At 58.4% G+C, this 24,902-nt stretch carries 26 protein-coding genes and 2 pseudogenes; 20 read left to right on the top strand and 8 right to left on the bottom strand.

Translation table 11 applies throughout. The annotated features are described in order from the left end of the window. Positions 1 to 123 precede the first annotated feature (123 nt). Together PSQ19_RS13290 and PSQ19_RS13285 are read left to right on the top strand one after the other, a co-directional pair. Positions 124 to 2,266, top strand: a pseudogene (locus tag PSQ19_RS13290) (sodium-translocating pyrophosphatase). Between the two features lie 305 nt (positions 2,267 to 2,571). After that, positions 2,572 to 3,933, top strand: coding sequence for a diguanylate cyclase domain-containing protein (locus tag PSQ19_RS13285; protein WP_407648997.1), 1,362 nt, complete (start codon positions 2,572 to 2,574; stop codon positions 3,931 to 3,933). On the opposite strand, the gene PSQ19_RS13280 is transcribed toward PSQ19_RS13285, so the two are convergent. Both PSQ19_RS13280 and ppa read right to left on the bottom strand, forming a co-directional pair. Next, positions 3,889 to 4,506, bottom strand: a complete 618-nt coding sequence (locus PSQ19_RS13280) for a chloramphenicol phosphotransferase CPT family protein (RefSeq protein ID WP_282218123.1) — start codon at positions 4,504 to 4,506, stop codon at positions 3,889 to 3,891. The genes PSQ19_RS13285 and PSQ19_RS13280 overlap by 45 nt on opposite strands. Next, the gene (ppa, locus tag PSQ19_RS13275; protein ID WP_282218122.1) at positions 4,506 to 5,039 is read right to left on the bottom strand and encodes an inorganic diphosphatase; all 534 of its coding nucleotides are present in this window, start codon (positions 5,037 to 5,039) and stop codon (positions 4,506 to 4,508) included. The genes PSQ19_RS13280 and ppa overlap by 1 nt, the downstream gene beginning before the upstream one ends. Positions 5,040 to 5,159: 120 nt before the next feature. On the opposite strand from ppa, the gene PSQ19_RS13270 reads away from it, so the two are divergent. Then, complete coding sequence (locus PSQ19_RS13270) at positions 5,160 to 5,732, top strand: hypothetical protein (protein ID WP_282218121.1); 573 nt, start codon at positions 5,160 to 5,162, stop codon at positions 5,730 to 5,732. Between the two features lie 90 nt (positions 5,733 to 5,822). Here PSQ19_RS13270 and PSQ19_RS13265 read toward each other — a convergent pair whose 3' ends face one another. Both PSQ19_RS13265 and PSQ19_RS13260 read right to left on the bottom strand, forming a co-directional pair. Next, complete coding sequence (locus PSQ19_RS13265; protein ID WP_282218120.1) at positions 5,823 to 6,167, bottom strand: tellurite resistance TerB family protein; 345 nt, start codon at positions 6,165 to 6,167, stop codon at positions 5,823 to 5,825. Positions 6,168 to 6,297: 130 nt separating this feature from the next. Further along, positions 6,298 to 6,588 carry a 4a-hydroxytetrahydrobiopterin dehydratase gene (locus tag PSQ19_RS13260; protein WP_282218119.1) on the bottom strand — a complete coding sequence of 97 codons (291 nt, stop codon included), beginning with the start codon at positions 6,586 to 6,588 and terminating at the stop codon, positions 6,298 to 6,300. A 229-nt stretch (positions 6,589 to 6,817) separates the two neighbouring features. Between PSQ19_RS13260 and PSQ19_RS13255 the strand changes: the two genes are divergently transcribed. The 8 genes from PSQ19_RS13255 (at position 6,818) to PSQ19_RS13220 (ending at position 11,698) form a co-directional block, all read left to right on the top strand. After that, entirely contained in the window at positions 6,818 to 8,068 is a 1,251-nt protein-coding gene (locus PSQ19_RS13255) for a diguanylate cyclase (protein ID WP_282220702.1), read from the top strand. After that, positions 8,028 to 8,864, top strand: a complete 837-nt coding sequence (locus PSQ19_RS13250) for a putative bifunctional diguanylate cyclase/phosphodiesterase (protein ID WP_282218118.1) — start codon at positions 8,028 to 8,030, stop codon at positions 8,862 to 8,864. Before PSQ19_RS13255 ends, PSQ19_RS13250 begins: the two co-directional genes overlap by 41 nt. Before the next feature lie 10 nt (positions 8,865 to 8,874). After that, positions 8,875 to 9,129, top strand: coding sequence for an EAL domain-containing protein (locus PSQ19_RS13245; RefSeq protein WP_282218117.1), 255 nt, complete (start codon positions 8,875 to 8,877; stop codon positions 9,127 to 9,129). A 146-nt stretch (positions 9,130 to 9,275) separates the two neighbouring features. Continuing rightward, positions 9,276 to 9,596 carry an N-acyl amino acid synthase FeeM domain-containing protein gene (locus tag PSQ19_RS13240; protein ID WP_282218116.1) on the top strand — a complete coding sequence of 107 codons (321 nt, stop codon included), beginning with the start codon at positions 9,276 to 9,278 and terminating at the stop codon, positions 9,594 to 9,596. Further along, a complete protein-coding gene (locus PSQ19_RS13235; RefSeq protein ID WP_407648996.1) occupies positions 9,514 to 10,035 on the top strand; it encodes an N-acyl amino acid synthase FeeM domain-containing protein in 522 nt (173 codons plus the stop codon). Before PSQ19_RS13240 ends, PSQ19_RS13235 begins: the two co-directional genes overlap by 83 nt. A gap of 86 nt (positions 10,036 to 10,121) precedes the next feature. Next, positions 10,122 to 10,277 carry a hypothetical protein gene (locus tag PSQ19_RS13230; RefSeq protein ID WP_282218114.1) on the top strand — a complete coding sequence of 52 codons (156 nt, stop codon included), beginning with the start codon at positions 10,122 to 10,124 and terminating at the stop codon, positions 10,275 to 10,277. Positions 10,278 to 10,428: 151 nt separating this feature from the next. Then, complete coding sequence (locus PSQ19_RS13225) at positions 10,429 to 11,223, top strand: di-heme oxidoredictase family protein (protein WP_282218113.1); 795 nt, start codon at positions 10,429 to 10,431, stop codon at positions 11,221 to 11,223. Beyond that, on the top strand, positions 11,192 to 11,698 hold the full coding sequence (locus PSQ19_RS13220; protein ID WP_282218112.1) for a di-heme oxidoredictase family protein: 507 nt from the start codon (positions 11,192 to 11,194) through the stop codon (positions 11,696 to 11,698). Before PSQ19_RS13225 ends, PSQ19_RS13220 begins: the two co-directional genes overlap by 32 nt. 10 nt (positions 11,699 to 11,708) lie before the next feature. Here PSQ19_RS13220 and PSQ19_RS13215 read toward each other — a convergent pair whose 3' ends face one another. The 3 genes from PSQ19_RS13215 to acnA form a co-directional block, all read right to left on the bottom strand. Beyond that, entirely contained in the window at positions 11,709 to 12,101 is a 393-nt protein-coding gene (locus PSQ19_RS13215) for a DUF2794 domain-containing protein (protein WP_282218111.1), read from the bottom strand. Positions 12,102 to 12,375: 274 nt separating this feature from the next. Continuing rightward, positions 12,376 to 13,113: a DUF1223 domain-containing protein gene (locus PSQ19_RS13210; RefSeq protein WP_282218110.1), complete on the bottom strand. Its 738-nt coding sequence runs from the start codon at positions 13,111 to 13,113 to the stop codon at positions 12,376 to 12,378. Positions 13,114 to 13,222: 109 nt separating this feature from the next. Beyond that, positions 13,223 to 15,898 carry an aconitate hydratase AcnA gene (gene acnA / locus PSQ19_RS13205; RefSeq protein WP_282218109.1) on the bottom strand — a complete coding sequence of 892 codons (2,676 nt, stop codon included), beginning with the start codon at positions 15,896 to 15,898 and terminating at the stop codon, positions 13,223 to 13,225. A gap of 209 nt (positions 15,899 to 16,107) precedes the next feature. Here acnA and ccmA point away from each other — a divergent pair, with 209 nt between their 5' ends. Genes ccmA through PSQ19_RS13180 form a run of 5 tightly spaced genes read left to right on the top strand, consistent with a single transcriptional unit; the run spans position 16,108 to position 18,846 of the window. After that, positions 16,108 to 16,710 (top strand): heme ABC exporter ATP-binding protein CcmA, encoded by a 603-nt coding sequence (ccmA, locus tag PSQ19_RS13200; protein WP_328517771.1) that lies wholly within the window; start codon positions 16,108 to 16,110, stop codon positions 16,708 to 16,710. After that, complete coding sequence (gene ccmB / locus PSQ19_RS13195; RefSeq protein WP_282218107.1) at positions 16,707 to 17,372, top strand: heme exporter protein CcmB; 666 nt, start codon at positions 16,707 to 16,709, stop codon at positions 17,370 to 17,372. Before ccmA ends, ccmB begins: the two co-directional genes overlap by 4 nt. A gap of 9 nt (positions 17,373 to 17,381) precedes the next feature. Next, on the top strand, positions 17,382 to 18,140 hold the full coding sequence (locus PSQ19_RS13190) for a heme ABC transporter permease (RefSeq protein ID WP_282218106.1): 759 nt from the start codon (positions 17,382 to 17,384) through the stop codon (positions 18,138 to 18,140). Further along, on the top strand, positions 18,137 to 18,304 hold the full coding sequence (gene ccmD / locus PSQ19_RS13185; RefSeq protein ID WP_282218105.1) for a heme exporter protein CcmD: 168 nt from the start codon (positions 18,137 to 18,139) through the stop codon (positions 18,302 to 18,304). The genes PSQ19_RS13190 and ccmD overlap by 4 nt, the downstream gene beginning before the upstream one ends. Then, positions 18,304 to 18,846, top strand: a complete 543-nt coding sequence (locus PSQ19_RS13180; RefSeq protein ID WP_282218104.1) for a DsbE family thiol:disulfide interchange protein — start codon at positions 18,304 to 18,306, stop codon at positions 18,844 to 18,846. Before ccmD ends, PSQ19_RS13180 begins: the two co-directional genes overlap by 1 nt. On the opposite strand, the gene PSQ19_RS13175 is transcribed toward PSQ19_RS13180, so the two are convergent. Then, positions 18,843 to 19,040 (bottom strand): DUF1674 domain-containing protein, encoded by a 198-nt coding sequence (locus tag PSQ19_RS13175; protein ID WP_282218103.1) that lies wholly within the window; start codon positions 19,038 to 19,040, stop codon positions 18,843 to 18,845. The two genes, PSQ19_RS13180 and PSQ19_RS13175, sit on opposite strands and share 4 nt — an antisense overlap. A gap of 85 nt (positions 19,041 to 19,125) precedes the next feature. On the opposite strand from PSQ19_RS13175, the gene htpX reads away from it, so the two are divergent. The 4 genes and pseudogenes from htpX to purH all read left to right on the top strand — a co-directional run bounded on the left by htpX (position 19,126) and on the right by purH (position 24,884). Then, positions 19,126 to 20,109 (top strand): zinc metalloprotease HtpX, encoded by a 984-nt coding sequence (gene htpX / locus PSQ19_RS13170; protein WP_282218102.1) that lies wholly within the window; start codon positions 19,126 to 19,128, stop codon positions 20,107 to 20,109. Then, on the top strand, positions 20,106 to 21,416 hold the full coding sequence (locus PSQ19_RS13165) for an RsmB/NOP family class I SAM-dependent RNA methyltransferase (RefSeq protein WP_282218101.1): 1,311 nt from the start codon (positions 20,106 to 20,108) through the stop codon (positions 21,414 to 21,416). Before htpX ends, PSQ19_RS13165 begins: the two co-directional genes overlap by 4 nt. Before the next feature lie 116 nt (positions 21,417 to 21,532). Further along, positions 21,533 to 23,182 (top strand): heparinase II/III family protein, encoded by a 1,650-nt coding sequence (locus PSQ19_RS13160; RefSeq protein WP_282218100.1) that lies wholly within the window; start codon positions 21,533 to 21,535, stop codon positions 23,180 to 23,182. Between the two features lie 107 nt (positions 23,183 to 23,289). Beyond that, a pseudogene (gene purH / locus PSQ19_RS13155) lies at positions 23,290 to 24,884 on the top strand (bifunctional phosphoribosylaminoimidazolecarboxamide formyltransferase/IMP cyclohydrolase). The last annotated feature ends 18 nt before the right edge of the window (positions 24,885 to 24,902 follow it).

Genomic DNA, 24,902 nt, shown 5'->3' with positions numbered 1-24,902 from the left:
CTTAAGCGGCAAATCCGAATAATCATCAGGGCAGGGAAGTCTCAGAGGGCTCAAGGCTCGGCGGTTGGAGGATCGCCGTGCCTGGGTGGGGGCTTTGCAGGATACACAATTGAGGGAAGTTCTATGACTTTGGCACTATGGCTGATCGTCGTCTGTGGCGCTCTGTCTATCGTCTATGGCGTGGTTACCACGCAAGCCCTGCTGGCTGCCGATTCGGGCAGCGCAAGAATGCAGGAAATTTCCGCTGCCGTGCGCGAAGGCGCGTCGGCCTATCTCAAACGTCAATATACCACTATTGCCATTGTCGGCGTGGTCATCCTGATCGCGGCGTTTTTCCTGTTGGGCATCTATGCAGCCATCGGCTTTCTGATCGGTGCGGTTCTGTCCGGTGCGGCTGGCTTTATCGGCATGAACGTGTCGGTGCGCGCCAATGTGCGGGTCGCACAGGCCGCGACCACTTCGCTCGGCAAGGGGTTGGACCTGGCCTTCAAATCGGGCGCCGTCACCGGCATGCTCGTGGCCGGACTGGGTCTTCTGGGTGTAACAATCTATTTCATGGTGTTGACTGGACTGGGCTTTGCGCCAACCAGTCGCACGGTTGTGGATGCCTTGGTCTCACTCTCGTTCGGCGCGTCGCTGATCTCGATTTTTGCTCGTTTGGGCGGCGGGATCTTTACCAAGGGTGCTGACGTTGGCGGCGACATGGTGGGCAAGGTCGAGGCGGGCATCCCCGAGGATGATCCGCGTAACCCCGCCACCATTGCCGATAATGTTGGCGACAATGTCGGCGATTGTGCCGGTATGGCCGCCGATCTGTTCGAAACCTATGTGGTGACCATCGTCGCCACCATGGTGTTGGCTGCCATCGTTTTGCCTGATGCGTTCAAGCTGATGGGCATGGTCTTGCCGCTCGCCATTGGCGGGGCATGCGTGGTGACCTCGATCATCGGCACCTATTTCGTCAAGCTTGGCCCGTCGGGCAGCATTATGGGGGCGCTCTATAAGGGCATCATCGCCACCGGCGTCTTGTCGTTGATCGCGCTGCTACCGGTACTGTGGCTGGTGTTTGGTGATCTCAATGTCGAGATCGCCGCCATCGGTAAAACCTTTACGCCGATGAGCCTGTTCTGGTGTGGGGCGGTTGGGCTGGTGATCACCGGGTTGATCATTGTCATTACCGAATATTACACCGGTACGGACCGTCGTCCGGTCAATTCCATTGCCGAGGCCTCGGTTACCGGGCACGGCACCAATGTCATCCAGGGTCTGGCGGTATCGCTGGAGTCAACGGCGCTACCGGCGCTGGTGATCATTGCGGGCATCATCATCACCTTCTCGCTGGCGGGCCTGTTCGGTATCGCTTTTGCGGTGGCAACCATGCTGGCACTGGCTGGTATCATTGTGGCGCTCGATGCGTTTGGACCGGTTACCGACAATGCCGGTGGCATCGCCGAAATGGCCGGGCTCGATGCTTCGGTTCGACACAATACCGATGCGCTCGATGCGGTGGGCAACACCACCAAGGCGGTGACCAAGGGCTATGCCATTGGCTCGGCTGGACTTGGCGCTCTGGTGCTGTTTGCCGCCTATACCCAGGACCTGATCTATTTCGCAGGGCTCGAAGATGCGCCCGCGATCTTCAAGGGCATGGGGACGCTGACCTTCTCGCTGGCCGATCCATATGTCGTGGTTGGTCTGCTGTTTGGCGGCCTGTTGCCGTTCCTGTTCAGCGGCATGTCGATGACAGCGGTGGGGCGTGCAGGCTCAATCGGTTGTGGTTGAAGTCCGCCGCCAGTTCAAGGAACGTCCCGGCATCATGGCGGGCACGGAAAAGCCCGATTACGCCCGAGCCGTTGACATGCTGACGCGGGCGGCGATCAAGGAAATGATCGTACCATCCCTGTTGCCGGTTCTCAGCCCGATCGTGGTGTTCTTCCTCATCAACTGGATCGCAGGCCCAGCGGCCGGCTTTTCGGCGCTCGGGGCCATGTTGATGGGTGTTATCGTCACCGGGCTGTTTGTGGCTATCTCGATGACCGCCGGTGGCGGTGCCTGGGACAATGCCAAAAAGAGCTTTGAAGATGGCTTTACCGATAGTCACGGGGTCAAGCATGAAAAAGGCTCGGACGCCCACAAGGCTTCGGTCACCGGCGATACCGTCGGCGACCCGTACAAGGACACAGCCGGCCCGGCCGTCAACCCGATGATCAAGATCACCAATATCGTGGCATTGCTGCTGTTGGCGGTGCTGGCGCATCTGGGTTAGCGATTGCGGCGTCTGCATGGCGAAAGGCCGGGCATGCCCGGCCTTTCGTTGTTTGGGGCGTGCCATTGACTAAGACCTTGCCGCAACCGGCAAAAAATGAACCGAACTTATGCCCGGCCCGTCAGACAATCTTAAGCTACAATGGGCTAAATTCTGGTTCTACGTTTGCTCAAGGACCGCCCATCATTCATGAAGACCGCCAGCAAGCGCCAAAACGGCCGATCGTGGTTTTCGCCTGACCCACCCCCGATTCTGGCGATGATGCCATCGATCGATTGCTGGTAAAGGTGCGGGATCGTCTTGGCATGGCGGCGGCCGTGGTTTGCCTTGACGAGGATGATCAACTTCACAGCCAGTGCCGTGACAGCACCATGGCGGCGTGCCTGGGGCAAGGCACATCATTTGCCAGTCTGGCGCGCATCAGCCCCAGACCGCTTATTGTGGCGGATACCGCGCTCGATCCGAGGTTTTGGCTCGATCCGCTGGTAACCCGAGCACCCCATATTCGCTTTTATGCCGGTGTGCCGCTTTTTGCCGGCGCGGACAGGCCCGTCGGCCTGTTCAGTCTTTATGACCAGCGCCCGCGCAGCGCGGACCTTGGCCAGTCATTGGGTGAGTTGGTCAGCGAAGTCATGTCCATTGCCGCTCAGCGCCGTGCCCGTCAAACGATAACGCAGCTTCAATCAAAATTGACGGGGCGCATTGGCGAACTGGATGCGCTGGCATCACAGGTGACAAGCAATCTCGAACTGTTCGAGCGCGCATCAGCAACGGCCCGGATCGGGGTCTGGCAATGCGATCTTTCTGGCGAGGTGCTGCATTGGACCGACAGTGTCTATGATATGTTCGAGCTGCCACGAGGCAGTCAGCTGAGTCGGGAACTGGCGTTGCAATGCTATACGGACGCGTCTCGCGAAGCTCTACAACGGGTGCGGACCGAGGCAATCAGGGACCGGACCGGTTTCAACCTTGATGTCGAAATCAATACCCGCAAAGGCAATCATCGCTGGATTCGGATTACGGCGACGCTGGACTGCAAGGATGGCGAACCGGTGCGCATTTTCGGTATGAAGCAGGATATCACCGAGGAAAAGATCTTGGCCGATCGCACTCGCTATCTGGCTGAGTTTGACGTGATGACAGGCCTTGCCAACCGTGGCCAGTTTCAGGCCAGGATCGACCAGAACCAGTCGGGCGCATTACTGCTGATCGACCTGGATGGGTTCAAGCAGATCAATGACCGTTTTGGGCATCATGCCGGGGATGAGTGTCTGAAAATGGCTGCGCGACGACTGAACGATGTCTGCGGTCAGGCCCAATTGGTGGCGCGCATTGGCGGCGATGAATTTGCGGTACTGCTGGCACCAACGGGTGAACAAACTTCCGCCCGGAAACTGGCCGCCGAAATTGTTCGTCACCTGGCCGACAATTTTGAATTGGGCGGCGTGGATTTGCGGCCAAGCGCTTCGGTCGGGGTCGCCTTCGCAAACGGGCAGTCGCCCGATGATTTGTTCAAGGCTCGCCGACACTGCGCTCTATGCGGCGAAGGCGGAGGGGCGAAACAGGTTTCGAATTGCGGAGACAGCCGAAGCCCATCAGGCAAAAGCTACTGGCTGAGGGCGCTAGCTGTCTGCCAATCGTTCAAAAGCTGTGGGATGAACCACTGAGCGAGCCAGCGTTTGTCCGATGATGTCGGCGCTCGCTTCCGGCGTCAGGGTGCTGGTATCAAGTTCAAGGTCATAGATGCCGGGCTGATGCACCGCGACCTGCCACCGGGCAACCGGAGGCGGTACTGTGTCACCGCTGGCGTAAAAACCGTCCTGTGGATCGCTGTTGCGACGCGCCATGATGGTATCGAGTGGGCAGTGAACGCCGATGAACAATACTGGCATGCCGACAAGACGACGCGCGCAGGCCGGCAGGATATGCAGTGAGTGCGTGTAATCATCATGATGGCCGATATCGACGACGACATTGAAGCCAAGTCGCGCGTGGGCGGCAATGGATTGATACAAAGCGTCAAACAGGTTGGGCAGCACTGGTTCGAGATCCGGCCGCTCACCGCCCGGCCGCAGACCAATGCCGGGCAGTAGCGACCGGGGCAGCGTCGCGTTGACCGCATCGACACCCAAATTGATCCAGAAGCCCGACAGTTGGTTCTGGACGGCGCGGGCGATCGAGGTTTTACCGGCGCGTGGCGCGCCGTTGAGAATGACGATCTGTCCCGACGCCACTGCCATTATTTGGACTTTGCGTGCAGCTCAACCGACTCCATGATGACCCTGCGTGCATCCGCCAGATTGCCGATCCGATCGATCTTGGCCCATTTTCCCGGCTCCAGATCCTTATAGTGGGTAAAGAAGTGCTTGACGCGCTCGACCTGAATTTCCTGCAGGTCGGCGACATCAAGAATGCTGTCATACATGCGGGTCAGTTTGGAGACGGGCACGGCAAGGATTTTTTCGTCCTGGCCGCCATCGTCCTCCATGAACAGCACGCCGACCGGACGGCAGCGCACGACGGCACCGGGCACCAGCGGGCGGGAGTTCATGACGATCACATCGAGTGGGTCGCCATCGCCACACAGGGTGTGGGGTACGAACCCGTAATTGCCCGGATACCGCATAGGCGTATAGAGAAAACGGTCGACAAACAGGGCGCCACTCGCCTTGTCTATTTCGTATTTTATCGGCTCACCGCCCATCGGCACTTCGATGATGATGTTGAGGTCGTCAGGGGGATTTTTGCCGGTAGGGATTGCATCGATGTTCATAATCGTTCAGTTCTCGTTCAGGTCGGTGGCGACAGGGTGCTCGCGTTCTGCCTAGCCAGCGCCTCAAATGCAACCCAAAAGGCGTTGGTGCAGCCATGCGCGCAACGGGATCGAGTAGCCATGAGCCATAAATTTATCCTGGCCAACGCCATGTTGACCGCATTGCTGCTGCTTTGCGGGCCGGCGCGCGCCGCCGCCTTTGACAGTGGCTACACCGATATCAACCTAGATGATTGCACAATCATGAGTGCGGACGATTTTGGCGCTCGCTGGGCGTGCCCGGGGTATCGGGGCTATCCACTCTATATCGCCGAAGGCGATCTGAGATTCATGGTCAGCTACGGTTTTGATGCGCCTAATGAATTTGCCGCGACCCAAACGCCGCCACCGTTCAACTATCTGGGTGACAAGCTGGAATGGCGTCTGTCCAACAAGGGTGGCGAGTTCAAGCCGGTCGCCACAATAGTGCGCTACTTCGTCGACGATCAGGATAGCGATACCGACAAGCAGGTACTGGCGGTTACCCAGTTGGCACCCGGCAATACGTGCCATATCGGCTATGTAGATGCCACCGAAACTGCTGATGCCAATATCGCGGCGCGCAAGATCGCGGATCGTGCTGGTTCATTTGACTGTGCAAACGACCGGCCCGAATACAGCACGCCATTCAAGGCCTGGCGGCCACCTCAATGATTGGTCTGCTTGCCGATCTGGTGCCGCAAGACCGTGCGGTCGCGCGCTGATACGCCAATCAGTTCGGCGATGCGCCAAACCATATTGTCTTCAAGGCTCGTGGTTTTTTTTGTCGGCAAATACCACCAGCCACATCATGCGTATAATCTCGATCCGTTCACTGCTGTCGAGGCGCGAAAGGGCGGAGGTGAAATTATACAGATCGACGGCCTCGGCGTCGCGGGCCATGGCCTGGCGGATCAAGGTGTCAACCGATGCCTCATCGAGACCGTACTGATCCTGCAACACGCCCTTGACAGCGATGCGCTCTTGCGGTGTCGCCTCGCCGTCGACCGCGGCCAGATGCACCAACAATGCGGCGACCGCCAGCTTGGGATCATGGTCCACCATGACCGCTTCGGGCTTGGTGAACATGCGGGTGAGAACTTCAAACATACGCTATCTCCGGACAGTGACGCCGCGATGGCGCGTATGAAATTATCTAGGCGCGCAGGCTCTCCACCTCAACAGGCTCAGACAGCCAAACACTCACTGTTGATGTCAATTGAGGTTTGCCCGCCACACCTCAAATCAGTATTTCATCAATAATTTTGGCCAATGCCATGTCCTTTTGCGTTAGCCCGCCAGCATCGTGGCTTGTCAATATTATCGTTACCTTGTTGAAGCTGTTGCTCCAGTCGGGGTGATGATTGGCGGCCTCGGCGGCTAGCGCGATCCGGGACATGAAGCCGAACGCCTCGGAGAAATCCTTGAACTTGAAGACATGGCTAATGCTGTTGGCGGATTCGTCATAGACCCAGCCATTCAGTGCAGCCAAGGCCTTGTCGCGTTGTTTGTCCGTCAGTGTCTCGGCCATGTCCGTCTCCAAATGCAGTGTTTTGCTTAGGCGCACAAAGTGACTGTTCCATGGCCACTGCCTGCCCACTGGCGCAGCGCGTTTGTCGGCCTCAATTTGGCACCGCACTTTAAACTTGCATTCACTACGGAGGCGGGTTTTTCGATGAAATGCAATACTGATAGATTGCTGAATAGAAGTTTTTAACTTCGGGCGCGTCAGTTGGAGCCATTGAAAGGAGCTTGGCTTGGTGCTGACCTCTGCACGCAATTCGATGCCGGCACTGGATTATGTGTCGATTGTACGCTCGGTCTATGGCGACCGGCGGGCGCTGTTGTTTGGTGCCTTCGCCAGCGCCCTGGCGGCGGGGCTGTCGGCCTATCGAGCGCAGTCCTTCCCGCTTTTCCTGATCGCTGTTGCCTTTGTTGTGGTCGGTTTTATCCGTTACCACAATATGCACGCATTCTGGCGGGCCGCGATTGATGGCGAAGATGACGAAGTTGCCGAATATTGGGAAATCCGTGCCACCATAGGCGGCGGCATGGTCGCGTTCGTTTATGGCATGTGGTGTCTGGTGTCGATGTTGCTGGTCAGGGACCCGTTTGCCGAGTTGGTCAGCATCAGCCTGTCGATGGCGGCGATGGTGGGGGTGTGCGCCCGCAATTTCGGTCTCGACCGGCTGGTCGCCATTCAAACGCTGTTGCTGAGTGTGCCGCTGGCGTTCGGCCTGTTATTGCGTGGCGATTTCTATCATCCGGTACTGGCGGGATTGCTGGTCATCATGCTGGTCAGTTTTCGCAAGCTGGCAACCGACATTCGGACCATCCTGCTTAGTGCGGTGCATGGGCGTATTGAAGCGACGCGGCTGGCGGGCGAGTTGGACATGGCAATGGGCACGCTTCAGCATGGATTATGCATGCTGGATGATCAGGGACAGGTTAGTGTTGCCAATGATCGCGCCGTCCGGCTGTTGGGTCTCTTCGGTATCGATAATCTGGTCGGCACCAACTTTGAGGACATCGCCCAAAAGCTCAGCCAGAGCGATATACTTTCGGAGGCGGTGATCCGCAGGCTGCGGGGGCTCGTCGCCAAACGGAGCACGGGCAAGATACTGCTATGCCTGCCGAACCAGCGTTATTGCGAGGTTACGATCAGTTCGCGCCGCGCCAATATTGTGCTGCTGTTCGAGGATATCAGCGAGCGCGTCGCCGCCGAGGAGCGGATCAATTTCATGGCGCGGCATGACGGCCTGACAGGGCTGCCCAACAGGGCCCATTTCAGCACGATCGTAACCGAGGATTTGATGGATCGGCGCGACGCCGCCAGCATTGGGGCGCCGGACCGCATTGTGGCGCTGACCATTGTCGACATCGATGATTTCAAGCACGTCAATGATTCATTGGGTCACGTGGTGGGCGACCAGGCTCCTCAAAGAGGCCGGGCGCCGCTTGCGGGATGCCTTGGGCCCGCAATGTACGCTGGCGCGGCTGGGCGGCGATGAGTTCATCATCTATCGAAATCAGATGAACGACCCCGCCGAAGCGGAACAGGACGCCGATGCCATATTGCAGGCGTTCGCCCAACCCATTGGTCTGATAGAAACGGCGTTGTCGGTTAATGTCAGCGTTGGCGTCGTCGCCAATCCGCCGGCGGCCGACGATCTGGATGCACTTATGGCCAAGGCCGATCTGGCGCTTTATGCCGCGAAGGGCGAAGGCAAGGCCAGAAGCCAAATCTTCCATGCCCAGATGGATGTCGACTATCATTATCGTCAGCGCCTGAAGGCCGATCTTGAGAAGGCTATTGCCGAGGGTGCGCTGACACTGGCGTTCCAGCCACTGATGGACATGGCGAGCGGCCAGGTGGTTTGTTGCGAGGCTCTGGCACGCTGGGATCATCCAACTCTGGGCCCGATCAGTCCGACGGTGTTTATACCGCTGGCTGAAGAAACCGGTCAGATCACCGACATTACCCGCTGGGTGTTGTGTGCTGCGGCGCGACAGTGCAGAAAATGGCCTGAACAGATCAGCGTGGCGGTCAACATATCGGCGCGCGACTTCCGTGGTGGTGATGTCGCGCAAATGGTTACTGACGCTCTGGATAGTTCGGGACTGGCGCCACACCGACTGGAAATTGAGGTGACCGAAAGCGCCTTGATCGAGGAACGGGACCTGGCGCAGGCGGTGCTGGACATGCTGGTGGAACGTGGCATTGGCATTGCGCTGGACGATTTTGGAACCGGCTATTCATCACTAAGCTATTTGCAGGCGCTGCCGTTCTCCAAGGCTCAAGATTGACCGCAGCTTTGTGGTCGACATTGCAACAAATCCAAGATCGCGGCGGCTCCTTGCCAATGTGGCGCGGCTGGGACAGGACCTGGACCTTACCGTAGTCGCTGAGGGGATCGAAACCGAAGAGCAGTTGGCCGTGTTGCAGGCTCACACCGGCGTCGACCTGGTTCAGGGCTTCCTGTTTGGTCGGCCGATGGCCGCCAGCGGCATCGGTGCGTTGATCGAGCAATTAAATGCGGCGCCCGCCGATAATATCCGCAAACACGGTTAACGCGCGTTAACCTATTCATATTCCTTGCAATTGTAAGTGCCTGATCGACGCGATTGGTTGGGGCAGCGATGGTGCGGCCAACTCGCGTGTTCATTTCGGCCCCTAGCAGGTTTATATCGCTGTCATATGGCGGCGGGGGCTTGGCTATGCGGACAGCGACCCAATTGCCAGCGGACGGGATATCCCGGTTCGCTGGGACTTTGATCGATCTGCTCGATCGGGTGGAATATAGACGTGTCAGTATCGAGAACGAATTCGATCCGGTTTATCGCTTGCGTTATGAGGCCTATCGGCGCGAAGAGTTCATCCCGTCCAATATGCAATCAATCACCCGGGATGAGTACGACCTGGCAGATAATTGCTATTGTTTCGGGGTCTATATCGATGATGAGCTGGTCAGGCTCAATCCGGTTCCATCATGTTACGCCGACCAATCCGACATCGCCGGGGCGGTCGGTATGGCCTGATGTGCTCGACCCCATACTGGATGAGGGGCATAGCTATATTGATCCTAGCCGCTTTACCGCTGATCGCGACGCTTCGCTGGCCTTTCCGGCGTTGCCCTATCTGACGCTGCGCATTGTGGCGATGGCCTGCGAACATTTTGTTGCCCGCTATTGCATATCGGCGGTGCGGCCTGAACATGCAGCGTTTTACAAGCGGATATTCGGTTCCCACCAACTCGGCACCGAACGCAATTTTGCCGAATTGCAGTTTGCCATGCGGCTATACGCCGCTGAGGTGCCGATGATCCGCAATCGGGTGGCGGATCGGTATCCGTTTTTCATGTCCACGTCGGGCGAACGCGAGCGTTTGTTTGCCGATGGCGCTACAAATATCGACCCGATCGCCCCGACGGCGCGTCTGGCGCACCGCCTGCGCCTGCTCGATCCGGACAACAACTAGGCTCCGAAAGGCTTTGACAAAGGGTATTCATCTTGGCTCAAATAGACATGACAGGCGGCGACAATCGCCGCCAGTGGAGAAATTGAATGAGTCAGACCGAATATCCTGCCTGGACTGAGAAAAATCCAGATGCATCCGTTGTCGATACGCTGGCCTATCTGGCGGGCGCGATGATTGTACTGTGGAGCGCGGCGCTCCTGTTCTTTGTGTTTGCAGCCTTTCATCAGCCGCCTGCCTTGTAGGTGGCCGGGCCGATAGGCAAGCCTTGCGCTGACGGCTACACCGGGCCTAAACTGGGCCATGATGAAATCTGGTATTGGGTTTGATCGTATCAGTCAGTTGTCGACGTGTTTGGTCGCGCTATTGCTGTGCCTGCCGGCTTTGGCGCAGTCCGTGCCAAACCAAAGCCGTACTTTTAGCCATTTGATTTCAGGACTTAACTCGACTTTTGTTGCCAAGTTCAACTATGGGCGGGGCATATTTGAACATCAGTGGACCAGTTCGCACCATCCAGACGGTACCAGAACGGGCCTGGGACCGCTCTATAACGGCACCGGTTGTGCGCAGTGTCATGTGCGTGACGGACGTGGTCAGCCGCCGGGCCCGGAGGCGCCGGAGATCTCGGGCTTTGTCATGCAGCTTGGTGTCGCTACGGTTGCCAGCGCTGCGTTGACCCCAGATCCGAACTATGGCTGGCAGCTTCAGGACCGGGCCATTGACGGGGTGCGACCAGAGGGCCGGGTGGTGGTCAATTATACGTCGGTGCCAACCCGGCTGGGCGAGGAAACAGTGCAGCTGCGCCGCCCCAGCTATGACGTTGTGGACCTGGCCTACGGGCCACTGGCATCCGGCATTCGCTTCGGTCCGCGCGTAGCGCCACCGGTTTTTGGCTTGGGCTATGTGTCAGCGATCGACCCTGCGGACATTATTGCCAACGCCGACGACAATGACTTGGATGGGGATGGGATCAGCGGTCGGCCCAATTTTGTTACAGATCCGGTTTCGGGCAAAGCGCAACTCGGGCGTTTCGGCTGGAAGGCCAGTGAACCAAGCATACGGGCACAAGCGCAACGCGCGGCGGCAATCGATATCGGTTTGAGTTCGCCAGATCATTTGAGCCCCTATGGCGACTGTATGGCGACACAAGCGATTTGCGATGCGGACAAGACCGGAAAGCCGGAGCCTTAACGACGAGTCTGTGCGGCTTATCGAATTTTATGTTTCCCATCTTGCCATTCCCACAAGCGATGCCGTGGAAAGCGCGCGCGCGATCACGGGCAGGACGATCTTTGGCACTATTGGCTGTGCTGCGTGCCATGTGCCCAGTTTTGTGACGTCGCAGCGTGACGATGCGGCCATATTTGATGGCAAACAGATCTGGCCCTATTCTGATTTTTTGTTACATGACATGGGAGCGGACCTAGCCGATGGTGTCAGCGTCGGGGCCGCCAGTGCATCGGAATGGCGTACGGCACCGCTGTGGGGGATCGGGCTTACCGAAGCCGTAAGCGGGCACAGCTATTTTCTCCATGATGGTCGCGCCCGCACCGTGAGCGAGGCCATCCTATGGCACGGCGGGGAAGCTGCTGCAGCGCGGTCAGAATTTCAGGATTTGAGCGATGAGGAGCGTCAGGCGCTGCTCGAGTTCCTCGCAACTATCTAGGCGCTATGGGCTAGCGGATCAGTGCGAGTTGAGGGTCGAGGACCCGCAGTACCAACGCCAGATCGTGGCCGCGCTTTAGAATGCGGCCCTGTTGGTTGGTAACGGAAAACTGGCCCTGACGATTGCGCAGTTTAGGTGTCTTTTCGATCAGGTATAATGGCCGTTCGGAGACACGGGCATAGATCGAGAATATGGCGCGTTCCCTCAGAAAATCCATTGCATAGTCGCGCCAGTCGCCCGAGCTGACCTTGCGACCATAAACGGACAGAATCAGTGTAAGTTCGCGTCGGTCAAATGCAACAACCGGAATGGGCTTTGCGGAGTTGACTGCGGCCGGTTGATCATTGGCATGGACCAGCGCTATGACGCCTGACTTGTCGATCTTGTTATGGCCCTCGGCCACGCGCGCTCTCCCATGACAGATGGGTCATGATTGCGGCATTCGCCTAATTTGGCAATAGGCTGGTAGGCGCCGCTGAGGCAAAATTCCTCAATTTGGTCACAGTTTGAACCCGCTTGTGCCGAATTACGGTGTCATACATCAACTATTGCCTCCAGTGATCGGCGGGCGGGCCGAATGAGCCCCCAAACCTGAAGCTTGCTTGCCGATCGCCCTATTTGGCTAAATCTGGATTGTCCCGTTCCTCCCCCAGGAACGGGATTTTTTTGTCTGGGGGTCAGTTTTCGATTGCGGCGGCGCCGATGATGGGACCGGGAAGATTATCGTGATCTTGTTGCACCAGTATGGCGACGCCGCTGCCTGGCGATTGTAACAATTCTCCCAGTGGCAGTTTGATCATGGCACCGGCCTCCGGCTCCCACATGCCAAGTACCTGCCGATTATTCACGACATTGGAGTAGATCATTGTCTGACCAGCATTTTCGCCACGCTCAATGGCGACGCTGGAGCGGGTTGAATAGCTCACGAGCCAAACAGTTGCCTTACCGACCCCGGCCTTGCCCGCAATCGCGACCTTGAGCATATCGTCGCCCAGCGTCAGCTTGACCGGCAAATCGAGTTTGGCGCCATCCAGAGCGCCGGTGACATCGTTCTGGCGCGACCCGACAACCCCGGTTGTGCCATTGACGACCATTTGCGGGGTATAGATGCGCGAGGATTCCCAGTTCTTTGCGTAGGCGCGCTGATATTCGGAGTTTTCCGCGGAGCCAAAAGTGTCGGGCCAGCCGATATAGTCCCAGTAGTCGACGTGATAGGCTAGGGTGATCACATCGTTCCTGGCACTGAGCCGGGTCAGCAATTTGTCGGCGGGCGGGCAGGACGAACAGCCCTGACTGGTAAATAATTCAACCACGGCCTTGGCCTGCAGTCGGGTTTTTTCGGCGTGCGCCGGGCCGGCGACAAGCAGGGCGGCGGCAAGACTTAAGCTGAGGGCCAGGGTGGAAAAGGATCGCATGGCGATGTTGTAAGGCGAGCCCGATGGCAGTTGCCAGTCAAATCAGGGTGAAGGCACAAAAAAGCGACGACCCGGAGGTCGTCGTTTGGTGTTTCAAGCTTGCCGGACGTCAGGCCGCAACGAGGCTGCGCAGGACATAATGCAAAATGCCGCCGTGGCGATAATAGTCCAACTCAATGGCTGTATCGATGCGACAGCGGGTGGTGATTGTGCGCTCCTTGCCATCGGCAGAAACAATCTTGACGGCGACATCGGCGCGCGGCGCGACGTCGGCGATGCCTTCAATGGTTACGGTTTCGCTACCGTCCAGACCCAGCGTCTGCCAGCTCTCACCCTCGGTGAACTGCAGTGGCAAGACGCCCATACCGACAAGGTTGGAGCGGTGGATGCGTTCAAAGCTTTGGGCGATGACGGCGCGGATGCCCAAAAGATTGGTGCCTTTGGCGGCCCAGTCACGGCTGGAGCCAGTGCCGTATTCCTTGCCGGCAAATACCACCAGTGGGATGTTCTGTGCCTGATAGGCCATTGCCGCGTCATACATCGCCATCTCTGTGCCGTCGGGGCCCTTGGTAAAGCCGCCCTCCACACCCGGCACCATCTGGTTCTTGATGCGGATATTGGCAAAGGTGCCGCGCATCATTACTTCGTGATTGCCGCGACGGGCGCCATAGGAATTGAAATCGCGCGGGGCAACCTGATGCTCTTCGAGATAGCGACCCGCCGGGGTGTTGCCCTTGAATGAACCCGCCGGCGAGATGTGGTCGGTGGTGATTGAATCAAGGAACAGACCCAAAATACGCGCCTTGTTGATGTCGGTGACGGGGGCGGGTTCCATTTTCAAATCTTCGAAATATGGCGGGTTCTGTACATACGTCGAACCCGAGTTCCAGCCATAGGTTTCGGATTCGTCCACGGCAATCCCCTGCCAGTGGGTATCGCCCTTAAAGACGTCCGAATAGCGGCCCTTGAACATTGCCTGTGTCACGTGGGTGCGTACAATTTCGGCGACTTCGTGATTGGTGGGCCAAATATCCTTGAGATAGACCGGCTGACCGTTCGAGCCGGTGCCCAGAGGTTCCGTGGTGATATCAATGTTCATCGATCCTGCCAGCGCATAGGCAACGACCAATGGGGGTGATGCCAGGAAGTTGGCCTTTACATCAGGATTGACCCGTCCCTCAAAGTTACGATTGCCCGACAGGACGGATGCCGCAACGAGATCGCCCGATTGCACGGCCTTGGAAATTTCGACCGGCAGCGGGCCGGAATTGCCTATGCAAGTTGTGCAGCCATAGCCGACCAGGTTGAAGCCAATGGCATTGAGATCTTCGGAAAGACCGGCACTATCGAGATAGTCGGTCACCACCTGCGAGCCGGGGGCCAGCGAGGTCTTGACCCATGGTTTGCTGTCAAGGCCCAGCGCACGAGCCTTGCGCGCCACGAGGCCCGCTGCAACCAGAACCGATGGGTTGGAGGTGTTGGTACATGACGTGATGGCGGCGATTACCACATCGCCATGGCCGATTGCGTAATCGGTGCCTTCGACATCGATCTTTGGATTGTCTGTTTTTGAGAACTCGGTGGGCAACGCCTTGGCGAAGGCCAACTTGGCGGCGTCGAGCGCGATACGATCCTGTGGCCGCTTTGGTCCCGAAATCGAGGGCACCACCGTCGTCAAATCCAGTTCCAAGGTTGAGGTATAAACGGCATCCGGCGAACCTGTTTCGCGGAACATGCCCTGGGCTTTTGCGTAGGCTTCAACCAAGGCCACGCGATCAGCGGCGCGTCCGGAGGTGGTCAGATATTTCAATGTATCGTTGTCGATCGGGAAAAAGCCGCAGGTGGCGCCATATTCGGGCGCCATGTTGGCAATGGTTGCCTGATCTTCAAGCGAGAGGAAATCGAGGCCGGGGCCATAAAATTCGACGAACTTGCCGACAACGCCTTTTTTGCGCAGCATTTCGGTGATGGTGAGCACCAAATCGGTGGCGGTAATGCCTTCATTGATCTTGCCGGTGACCTTGAAGCCGACAACTTCGGGAATCATCATGGTGATTGGCTGACCCAGCATCGCGGCCTCAGCTTCAATGCCGCCAACGCCCCAACCCAGAACCGACAGACCATTGACCATGGTGGTGTGGCTGTCGGTGCCTACCAGCGTATCGGGGTAGGCGACGGTTTCGCCGTTTTCATCCCGGGTCCACACGGTTTGGGCCAGATATTCCAGATTGACCTGATGGCAAATGCCGGTGCCGGGTGGCACAACGCGGAAATTGTCAAAGGCCTTCTGGCCCCAGCGCAGGAATTCGTAGCGCTCGCCATTGCGCTTGTACTCCAGTTCGACATTCTGGCTGAAGGAGCCGGGCGTGCCGAAACTGTCGACCATGACCGAGTGATCGATGACCAGGTCGACCGGGACAAGCGGATTGATCTTTTGGGGATCGGCACCAAGTCCGGTCGTGGCATCGCGCATGGCGGCCAGATCAACGACAGCGGGTACGCCGGTAAAATCCTGCATCAGCACGCGGGCCGGGCGGTAGGAAATTTCGTGTTCGGAGGTGCGCGATTTGAGCCATTCGGCCACTGCCAGAATGTCATCCCGGGTTACGGTGCGCCCGTCTTCAAAGCGCAACAGGTTTTCCAGCACCACTTTCATAGAGTGCGGGAGAGCGGAAATGCCATCCAGACCATTCTTTTCAGCCAGGGGCAGCGAAAAATAGGTGTAGGTCTTGCCGCCTACATCGAGCGTGGTCTTTGACTTGAAGCTATTGAGAGATGAGGTCACGATGCCCGCCTTTAGCTAGGTTCCAAAGGCGATGCGGCTGGGCCAAGTTGGGCAGGTTTGCCCGGTTGGCACAAGAGCGCAGCGCCTTTGCTGGAATGAGTCCAATCTAAATGCGCTTATAGCCAAACAAATTGGTGCTTGCCAGTGCACACTTGGTTTCAATACGACATGGGGTCATGACAGATCGGCAAGCCTTTGGCGAAATCACTGTGCGCGTTGCGGGGCTTAGTACGCGGCGCGGCGACAATATCCTGTTCCGCGGGCTCGATTTTGAAATCAGCGGCGGGGAGGCATTGGCACTGCGCGGTCCCAACGGGGCCGGCAAGACCACATTGCTTTTGACGCTTGCGGGTTTGATAGCGCCCGAGGCTGGTCAGATCACGTTTGACGGCGCTGATTCGGAAGGCGCGCCAGTACTGCATTTTTGCGGGCACCAGAACGCGGTCAAGGCTCGGTTGAGCGTGCATGAAAACCTCAACTTCTGGGCGGTGCTCAATGGTCGAACCGGCAGCGCCGTAGCGGCTGCGCTGGAGCGTGTGGGGTTGGGCGATATTGCTGCTATCGACGCCGGACATCTGTCCGCTGGCCAGGGCAAGCGGCTGGCGTTGGCGCGCCTGTTGGTCAGCCACCGGCCGATCTGGCTGCTCGATGAGCCAATGGCGGCTCTCGATAGCGCCGGCGACCAGTTGATCGGTGCGCTGCTCGACGAGCATCTCGAGGGGGGCGGTCTCGTGATTGCCGCGACCCATGATGATCTGCCGCTGGGCGATGCTGCATGCGGGCGGGTGTTGCGCCTGGGGAATCACTCATGAGCGCATTTGGCACCGTTCTGGGGCGCGAGTTGAAACTGGCGGCGCGAGGCGGTGGCGATGTACTGACGCTGGTGTTGTTTTTTGTGATGGTGGGCGTGATCGTGCCCTTCGCCATTGGTCCAGACAAGACGACATTATCCCGTCTGGCACCGGCGATTGTCTGGATCGCGGCGTTCCTGTCGATGCTACTGGGACTGGATCGACTGTTTCGGGCAGACCATGAGGATGGCACGCTGATTTTGCTCCGGCAGGCAGATTTGCCTTTTTCGGCGATCATTGGCGCAAAAGTGATTGCCCATTGGCTGCTGACAGCGCTGCCCCTGATCATTGCCAGTCCGCTGTTGGCCATCATGCTGGCCATGGATGTGGCGACACTGGGGCGGGCGGTGGTCTCGTTGCTGATTGGCACACCGGCGTTGGTGGCGCTGGGCGCAATCGGCGCGGCGGTTACTGTGTCGATCCGTGGTGGTGGGCTGATTGCGCCGGTACTGATCCTGCCGATGGCGATCCCGGTGCTGATCTTTGGGGTGGGGGCGATTTCGACAGGTGTTGGCGCCGATCAGTCGGGTGCCGCGCTATTGTTTCTTGCGGCAATCAGTCTCATGGCGGTGGCGCTGGCTCCCTTTGTGGCGGCGCTTGCGATAAAGTGGGGGGAAGATTAGGGGCGGCCTATGAGCATTGACAGCAAATCCAGGCAGGGTTGGTTCAGCCGCATTGCCCATCCCGGCCAGTTCGCGGCCTGGACACAACCGCTGTTGTGGCCGTTGGTGGGCATCACCACGGTGCTGTTCGGTGTCGGGCTCTATTTTGCCTTTTTCAATTCGCCCCAAGATTATCAGATGGGTGAAACGGTGCGGATCATGTATGTGCATGTTCCCAATGCATGGCTCAGCCAATTCGTCTACGTGATCATGGCGGTTTCGGCACTGGGTACACTGGTTTGGCGGCATCCTTTGGCCGATGTTTCAATGAAGGCGGCGGCGCCACTTGGAGCAGTATTTACCGCGCTGGCGCTTTACACCGGGGCGCTTTGGGGGCGACCGACCTGGGGCACCTTCTGGGAATGGGACGGGCGCATGACCTCGACGCTGGTGCTATTGCTTATCTATCTGGGCATTATCGCCCTGTGGCGGGCGTTTGATGATCAGTTGCGCGCGGCGCGGGTCATTGCGGTCTTCACGCTGGTCGGGGCGGTCAATATTCCGATCATCAAATTTTCGGTGGATTGGTGGAGCACTCTGCATCAACCTGCCAGCGTATTCCGCGCCGGTGGGCCAACCATGCCGCCTTCGATCCTGATACCATTGTTCCTGATGTTCTTTGCCTTCACTTTTTTGTTTCTCGTGCTGCATCTCAAGGCCATGCATACCGAAATTCGGCGGCGCCGGGCGATGGGGCTGGAGCGACGCGCTGCGGGGGCGTTGGCATGATGGATCTGGGACCACACGCGATTTTTATTATCTGGGCCTATGTCGGGGTTGTTGTGGCTGTTTTCGCGCTGATTTGCGCGGTACGCATCGACGCGCGACGGGTGGCAAGACGGCTCGCGGCACTTGAAGCGCAAGGCCTGCGCCGGCGCTCGGACGCACCGTGATGCGCTATGTGTTTTTTGCGCTACCATTGTTGGTGCTGGTCGGGCTCCTGGCGGTATTTGCCGCCTCGATCGATCGCGATCCGAACCTTGTGCGTTCAGTATTGATCGACAAGCCAGCACCAGAGTTCTCCATGCCCGCCGTTGCAGGGCTGGGCGTTCCCGGCTTTGATACAGAAAGCCTCAAGGGCGCGGTTACCGTGGTCAACGTCTTTGCCAGTTGGTGCGTGCCCTGCCGTGAAGAGCATCCGATACTAAGCGCGCTCAAGGACGTGTCCGGCGTCCAGCTCTTTGGCATCAATCAGGCGGACAAACCGGAAAATGCCGTGGCGTTTCTTGAGGAACTGGGCAATCCCTATGATCGGGTGGGCGCGGATGACAATCGGCGCGTCTCCATTGACTGGGGCGTTTACGGGGTGCCCGAAACCTTTATTGTCGATACGCGCGGGGTAATCACGTTCAAACATGTCGGCCCGATGAGTGGGACGGATGTAGAAAATGTAATTCTGCCCGCAATCGAGAAAGCCCGGGCAGTCAAACCCTAAAAATCACTGGTCAGGCCCTTTATTTCCCAATCGCCATATCGGGCAGGCTCCAAACCGCCGCGACCGCCGGTTTCAGGTGGCGCTTCGGCCAGTCGCCGATCCAGATCGGCGCGGCGCGCCTCGGCTTCGGCCAGGGCGCGGCGGGCTGCAGGCGTCAGTGTCTTTGTGGGTGCTGGCGGGGGCGTTTGGGTCATGGTGTGCTGACATCCAGGGCTGGCATCTTGCGCGGAAGCGTTCGGCTCCCAACATATTGGCCTTAGATTGGCAGGATGAGGCTTGATGTTCAACGCTCTTCGTACAGGTGTGTTACTGGCCGGGCTGACCGCGCTGTTCATGGCCGTTGGCTACTTCATCGGAGGTACCGGTGGTATGGTGCTGGCATTTGGCTTTGCGCTGGTGACCAATGCCATCGGCTACTGGAATTCGGACAAATTGGTGCTGCGCATGCAAAATGCGGTACCCGTGGCGCAAAGCCGGGCGCCCGAACTTTACGAAATGGTCGATGTGCTGTCACGGCGTGCGGGCATTCCAACGCCCGAAGTTTACCTGATCCAGACCGATCAACCCAATGCCTTTGCGACGGGCCGCGACCCCCAACACGCAGCGGTTGCCGTATCTTCAGGCCTGCTGCAACATCTTGAAACCCGTGAAGTCGCTGCGGTCGTCGCCCATGAGTTGGGTCATATCCGCAATCGCGACACACTGACCATGACGATTACCGCAACATTTGCCGGTGCCATCTCCATGCTGGCACAGTTCGGGCTGTTCTTTGGTGGTGGCAATCGACGCGATAATCCACTGGGCGGCATGGGTGCGCTGCTCATGGTGTTTCTGGCACCGGTAGCGGCAATGCTAGTGCAAATGGCGGTGAGCCGTACCCGCGAATATGAGGCGGACAAGGCGGGCGCCGAAATTTCAGGCGATCCGCTGGCGCTGGCTTCTGCCCTGCGCAAAATTGCCGGTTCAGCGACGCAACGGGTCAATGTGGCGGCAGAACGCAATCCGGCCATGGCGCACATGTATATCATCAATCCGTTGAGCGGGCGGCGCATGGACAATCTGTTTTCCACCCATCCCGACACGGCCAACCGGATTGCTGCACTGACAAACCTTGCGAGTGAGATGCAGGTGAACCATAAGAGCCCAACAAGTGCTTCGCGTTCGGGCATGGTGCGGGCAGCGCCTGGTCAGGGCGGAAGCTGGCGCGTGCCACAAATACGGCGTGATGATGAGGACGGCGAAAATCGCGGTCCCTGGGGATGAGTGAACGCTTTGACTGCAAAAAAGAACCGGCAGGGCTCGCCCTGCGCCTGACGGCTGCGACCCGGCTGCGCTCTGTACTGGCTGGCGACAATTTTGTTGCGCTGGACGCCAGCGATATCGCCGATAGCCGTGATCGCGCCACGGCCAATCGACTAATTACGACGGCATTGCGTCGGCACGGGCAGATTAGCTTCATCATCCATGCCTTGCTCGAAAAGGGCATGCCCGGCAAGAGCGGCAGTTTTGAAGCCGTATTGCGCCTGTCGCTGGCGCAATTGATCTTTCTGCCCGACCTTGGTGCGCATAGTGCCGTGTTCCTGGCGGTTGAGGCGCTGAAGCGCGACAAGAAGGCTCAGCACCTGAGTGGACTGATGAATGCCGTTCTGCGTCGGGCACAAGCCAATTCGGCGAAATACTGGTCGCTCGCTGATGATCTGCTGATCCCCGATACATTTGGCGACACTTGGGTTGATGCCTATGGGGAAGATGCGATTTCTTCGTTTACCGATGCATTGATTGCCGGGGCACCGCTAGATCTGACGCTTAGGGACAATGATCCCGATTTGATAGCGGCGTTGGGTGCCATGCCGCTCATGGGTGATTCGGTTCGTATCGAAACGCGCGACCGACCGGTTGAGGCATTGCCAGGCTACGCCGAGGGGCGCTGGTGGGTGCAGGACGCGGCGTCTGCGCTGCCAGCACGTCTGTTGGGGTTGGAAGCCGGCGCGCGTGTGCTCGACCTTTGCGCGGCCCCTGGCGGCAAGACGGCCCAATTGATCAAGTCTGGCTATGCAGTTACCGCGCTCGATAGCGATGCCAAGCGCATGGATCGTCTCAAGACCAATCTTGATCGGCTGGGCTATCAAGCCGAGACCGTCACTGCCGATGCGGCCACTTTCGCGCCGGACCAGGGATTTGATGGCGTGTTGCTGGACGCACCCTGTTCGGCCACCGGAACGTTCCGGCGACACCCCGAAGTCATTTGGCACCGGATGGCCAGCGACATTGCCGGGCGGGTCAGTATCCAGCGCGCGTTATTGATTAACGCGTTTCGTTGTCTCAATCGCGGTGGGGTGCTGCTATATTGCGTATGTTCGCTGGAACCCGAGGAGGGTGAGGCACAGGTTGATTGGGCGTTGGAACAATTGCCAGATCTGAAGTTGTTGCCCATCAGGCCCGACGAAATAGGCGATCTGGCGGGTGCTGTATCGACAAAAGGTCTGCTGCGCACCCATCCGGGACTGGCGCCGGGTGGACAGGAAGGCGGCATGGACGGTTTCTTTGTGGCTCGGTTTGGGCGACATTGAATGGCACCGCTGCAATGGGGTGCATCGGGCAGGTTGATATTGAGTCAGTTTGAGTTGAGTAAGGCTTTGATCGGTTGTTTGATACCAGTAGTGGCGGCCGGCGTGGTCGGGGGCGTATGATGCTGGACGCATGGCGATTTGCCGCCAAGCGGTTCGGCTGTGGTATTGCTGATCGGCTGGTGACCATGCCTTTGCTGCGCTGGACGTGGACCGGAACGGCCGAGACCGGCTATAGTGGCAATCTGCCAGAGTATCGTCCCAGCGATCGCGATGCGGTCCGCGACATGATGGCGGGACGGTATCTGCTGGCATCCAAACTGGTGGAAACCGGCGGCGTGTCGCCGTTTGGTATCGAGACGGATCACATCGACTGGCGTCATAATCTCCTGGCGTTTTCCTGGCTGCGCCATTTTCGCGATATCCGCGATAGTGGCGAGCGCGGATTTGCACGCATGCTGGTGCTTGACTGGATCGGGCGGGCGGGCGATTTCGATCGCGACAGTTGGGCGCCCAGCATCTGTGCGCAGCGCGTGATGAACTGGTTGCGTCACCTGGACTTGTTGGTCGAAGGCGCCAACCCCGAGCAAAGCCGCACCATCATGCGCTCGCTGGGCACCCAAATTCAAAGCCTCAAGGTGCGATGCAGGCTGATCAATGATCCTATTGATCGGTTACTCGCCAGTATCGGGGTTCTTGCCGCCGCGCTTTGCGACCAGGAAACGTCACACAATATCGAGGCTGCGGCGCTACGCCTAAACGACATTCTGGACACCCAGATAGATGCCGATGGCCTGCACCTGTCGCGCAGTGCGCGTGTGCAACTGCAACTGCTGGCAGAATTGGCGAGTGTGCGATCGGCGCTATCCAATTTCAACAGCGACTGGGGACATCGGCTTGGCGGTCAGGTTGAAAGGATGCACCAGGCACTTGATGCGATGACACTGGGCAGCGGGGAGCCGGTCTACGCCCATGGCACCGGGCAATTGCCCCATGATGTGCTGATCGCGGTTCAGGCCAGCGGTGTGCCACAAAAACAGGTCAGTCGGCTGCTGGGCGGCTTCGGTATTTTACGCGATGGTGAGGCGGTGGTTATCGCCGATGGCGGGCAGGTGCCACCACATGAGTTTGCCCGCGAGTCTCATGCGGGCGCCTTGTCGTTTGAGTTCAGCCACGGCACCGAACTGATCATCGGCAATTGCGGACCAGCGCCGGTGGATATGCCCGACAGCAAATTGCTGTTCCGGCGTGGGGTGGCGCATTCGGCGCCCACCATCAATGCCCAGAGCGCAACGCGCATTCGCGAAAAGGGACCTCTGGCCAATATGCCGGTACAGACGGGGGCAGCGCCGAAACTGACGCTCAACAGTGCCGATCAATTATTGAGTTTGGTGCAAGAGGGGTACGCAGGCAGGTTCGGCGTGTCGCTTGAGCGGCGGATTACCCTCTTGTCGAGTGGGACAACCCTGGTCGGGCAGGATCGCATGGTTCGATCGGGCAAGGCACCCGTTTCTGGTGTCATAACGTCACGGTTTCATCTGGCCGCCGGTGTTTTGGTGCGCCGCATTGGCAATGAAGGCATTGTGCGTCTGGTGTTGCCCAATGGCGCCGTCTGGAGTTTTCTGTGGGAGGGCGCGGAATTGCGGATCGAGGAAAGCGTGCGCCAATCGTCCTATGTCGGGTTTCATCGCACGCACCAATTGGTGCTCGAGACTGATGTCGATGCGGGCAGCGAAATCGCCTGGATCGTGACGCTGGAGCAGTCCTGAGCCGCGATCTATCGGGGGACGGACAGGCTAAATCGCGCTTGGCAGTTGCCCGCAAGCGCCGATATGGCCTATAGCGCCCCCATCATATCAAATCGGGAAATGTGTTCATGAGTCAAAGCAAGACAGTCAAGGTCGGGCGGGCCATGCTATCGGTGTTTGACAAGGCTGGCATGGTGGACTTTGCCAAGGGGCTGACGGCAGCCAGGGTCGAGCCTGGTGTCAACGGGTGGCACGCATCGCCTGATCGCTGACGCGGGGCTAAAGGTGCGCGAAATTTCGGAGCCTGACTGGCTTTCCCGAAATGATGGATGGCCGGGTCAAGTCCCTGCATCCCAAGGTGCATGGCGGGCTTTTGGCGGTGCGCGACAATGCCGAGCACAAGGCGGCAATGGATGCCCATGATATTGGCGGTATCGAGCTGGTCGCGGTCAATCTGTATCCGTTTGAGGAAACCGTCGCCAAGGGCGCCGATTATGACACCATTATCGAGAACATCGATATAGGCGGGCCTGCGATGATCCGCTCGGCGGCCAAGAACCATGCCTATGTCACGGTTGTGGTCGATCCGGCCGATTACCCGGCGATCCTTGCGGCGATTACACAAACCGGTGGCGTCCCATTTGAAATGCGCCAGAGGTTGGCGGCCAAGGCCTATGCCCGGACCGCCGCTTACGATGGGGCGATTTCGAGCTGGTTTGCCAAGGCAATCGATTATCCCGAAATTCCCTATCGCAGCTTTTCGGGGCGATTGGTTGAAGTCATGCGCTATGGCGAAAATCCGCATCAATGGGCAGGATTTTATACCACAGGCGACAAGCGGCCCGGTGTGGCCAGCGCCAAACAGGTGCAGGGCAAGACGCTTTCCTACAACAATATCAATGATACGGACGCGGCCTTCGAGCTGGTGAGTGAATTTGATCCGATCGAAACGGCGGCGGTGGCGATCATCAAGCACGCCAACCCGTGCGGTGTGGCCGTTGCCGATAATGTCATTGACGCCTATCGCATGGCGTTGCGTACCGATCCGGTCAGCGCCTTTGGCGGCATAGTGGCGATCAACCGCGAAATTGATGCGGCAACCGCCACCGAGATCGTCAAGGTGTTTACCGAGGTGATCGTGGCGCCATCGGCAACTCCCGAAGCCATCACGATCATTGCCGCCAAGAAAAATTTGAGGCTGCTATTGACGGGCGGACTTGCCGATCCAAAGGCGGATGGACTGACGGTACGTTCGGTATCGGGCGGGTTGTTGGTACAGACCCGTGACGACGCCAGTATTGATGATTGCGACCTCAAGATTGTCACCAAAAAACCGCCCAGTGCGGGCGAGTTGGCCGACATGAAACTGGCGGCAAAAGTAGCCAAGCACGTCAAATCCAACGCGATTATTTACGTCAAGGATGGCGCTACGGTAGGCATTGGCGCCGGGCAGATGAGCCGGGTCGATTCCGCCCGTGTGGCGCATCGGAAATCCATTGATGCAGCCCAGGCCGCCGGGCATGAAGGTGCGCTGACGCAGGGGTCTGTCGTTGCTTCAGATGCGTTTTTTCCGTTTGCTGACGGGCTTGAGGCATTGGTTGAGGCCGGTGCAACCGCCGTAGTGCAGCCGGGTGGATCGATGCGCGACCAGGAGGTGATTGACGCGGCGGACGCGGCGGGCATCGCCATGGTCTTTACCGGCATGCGCCACTTCCGCCATTAATTTGCCCGTCGGACAATT

The sequence above is a fragment of the Devosia algicola genome, assembly GCF_028816455.1.
In the GTDB taxonomy this organism is placed as follows: domain Bacteria; phylum Pseudomonadota; class Alphaproteobacteria; order Rhizobiales; family Devosiaceae; genus Devosia; species Devosia algicola.
This window is presented reverse-complemented; position numbering and strand designations above follow the sequence as displayed.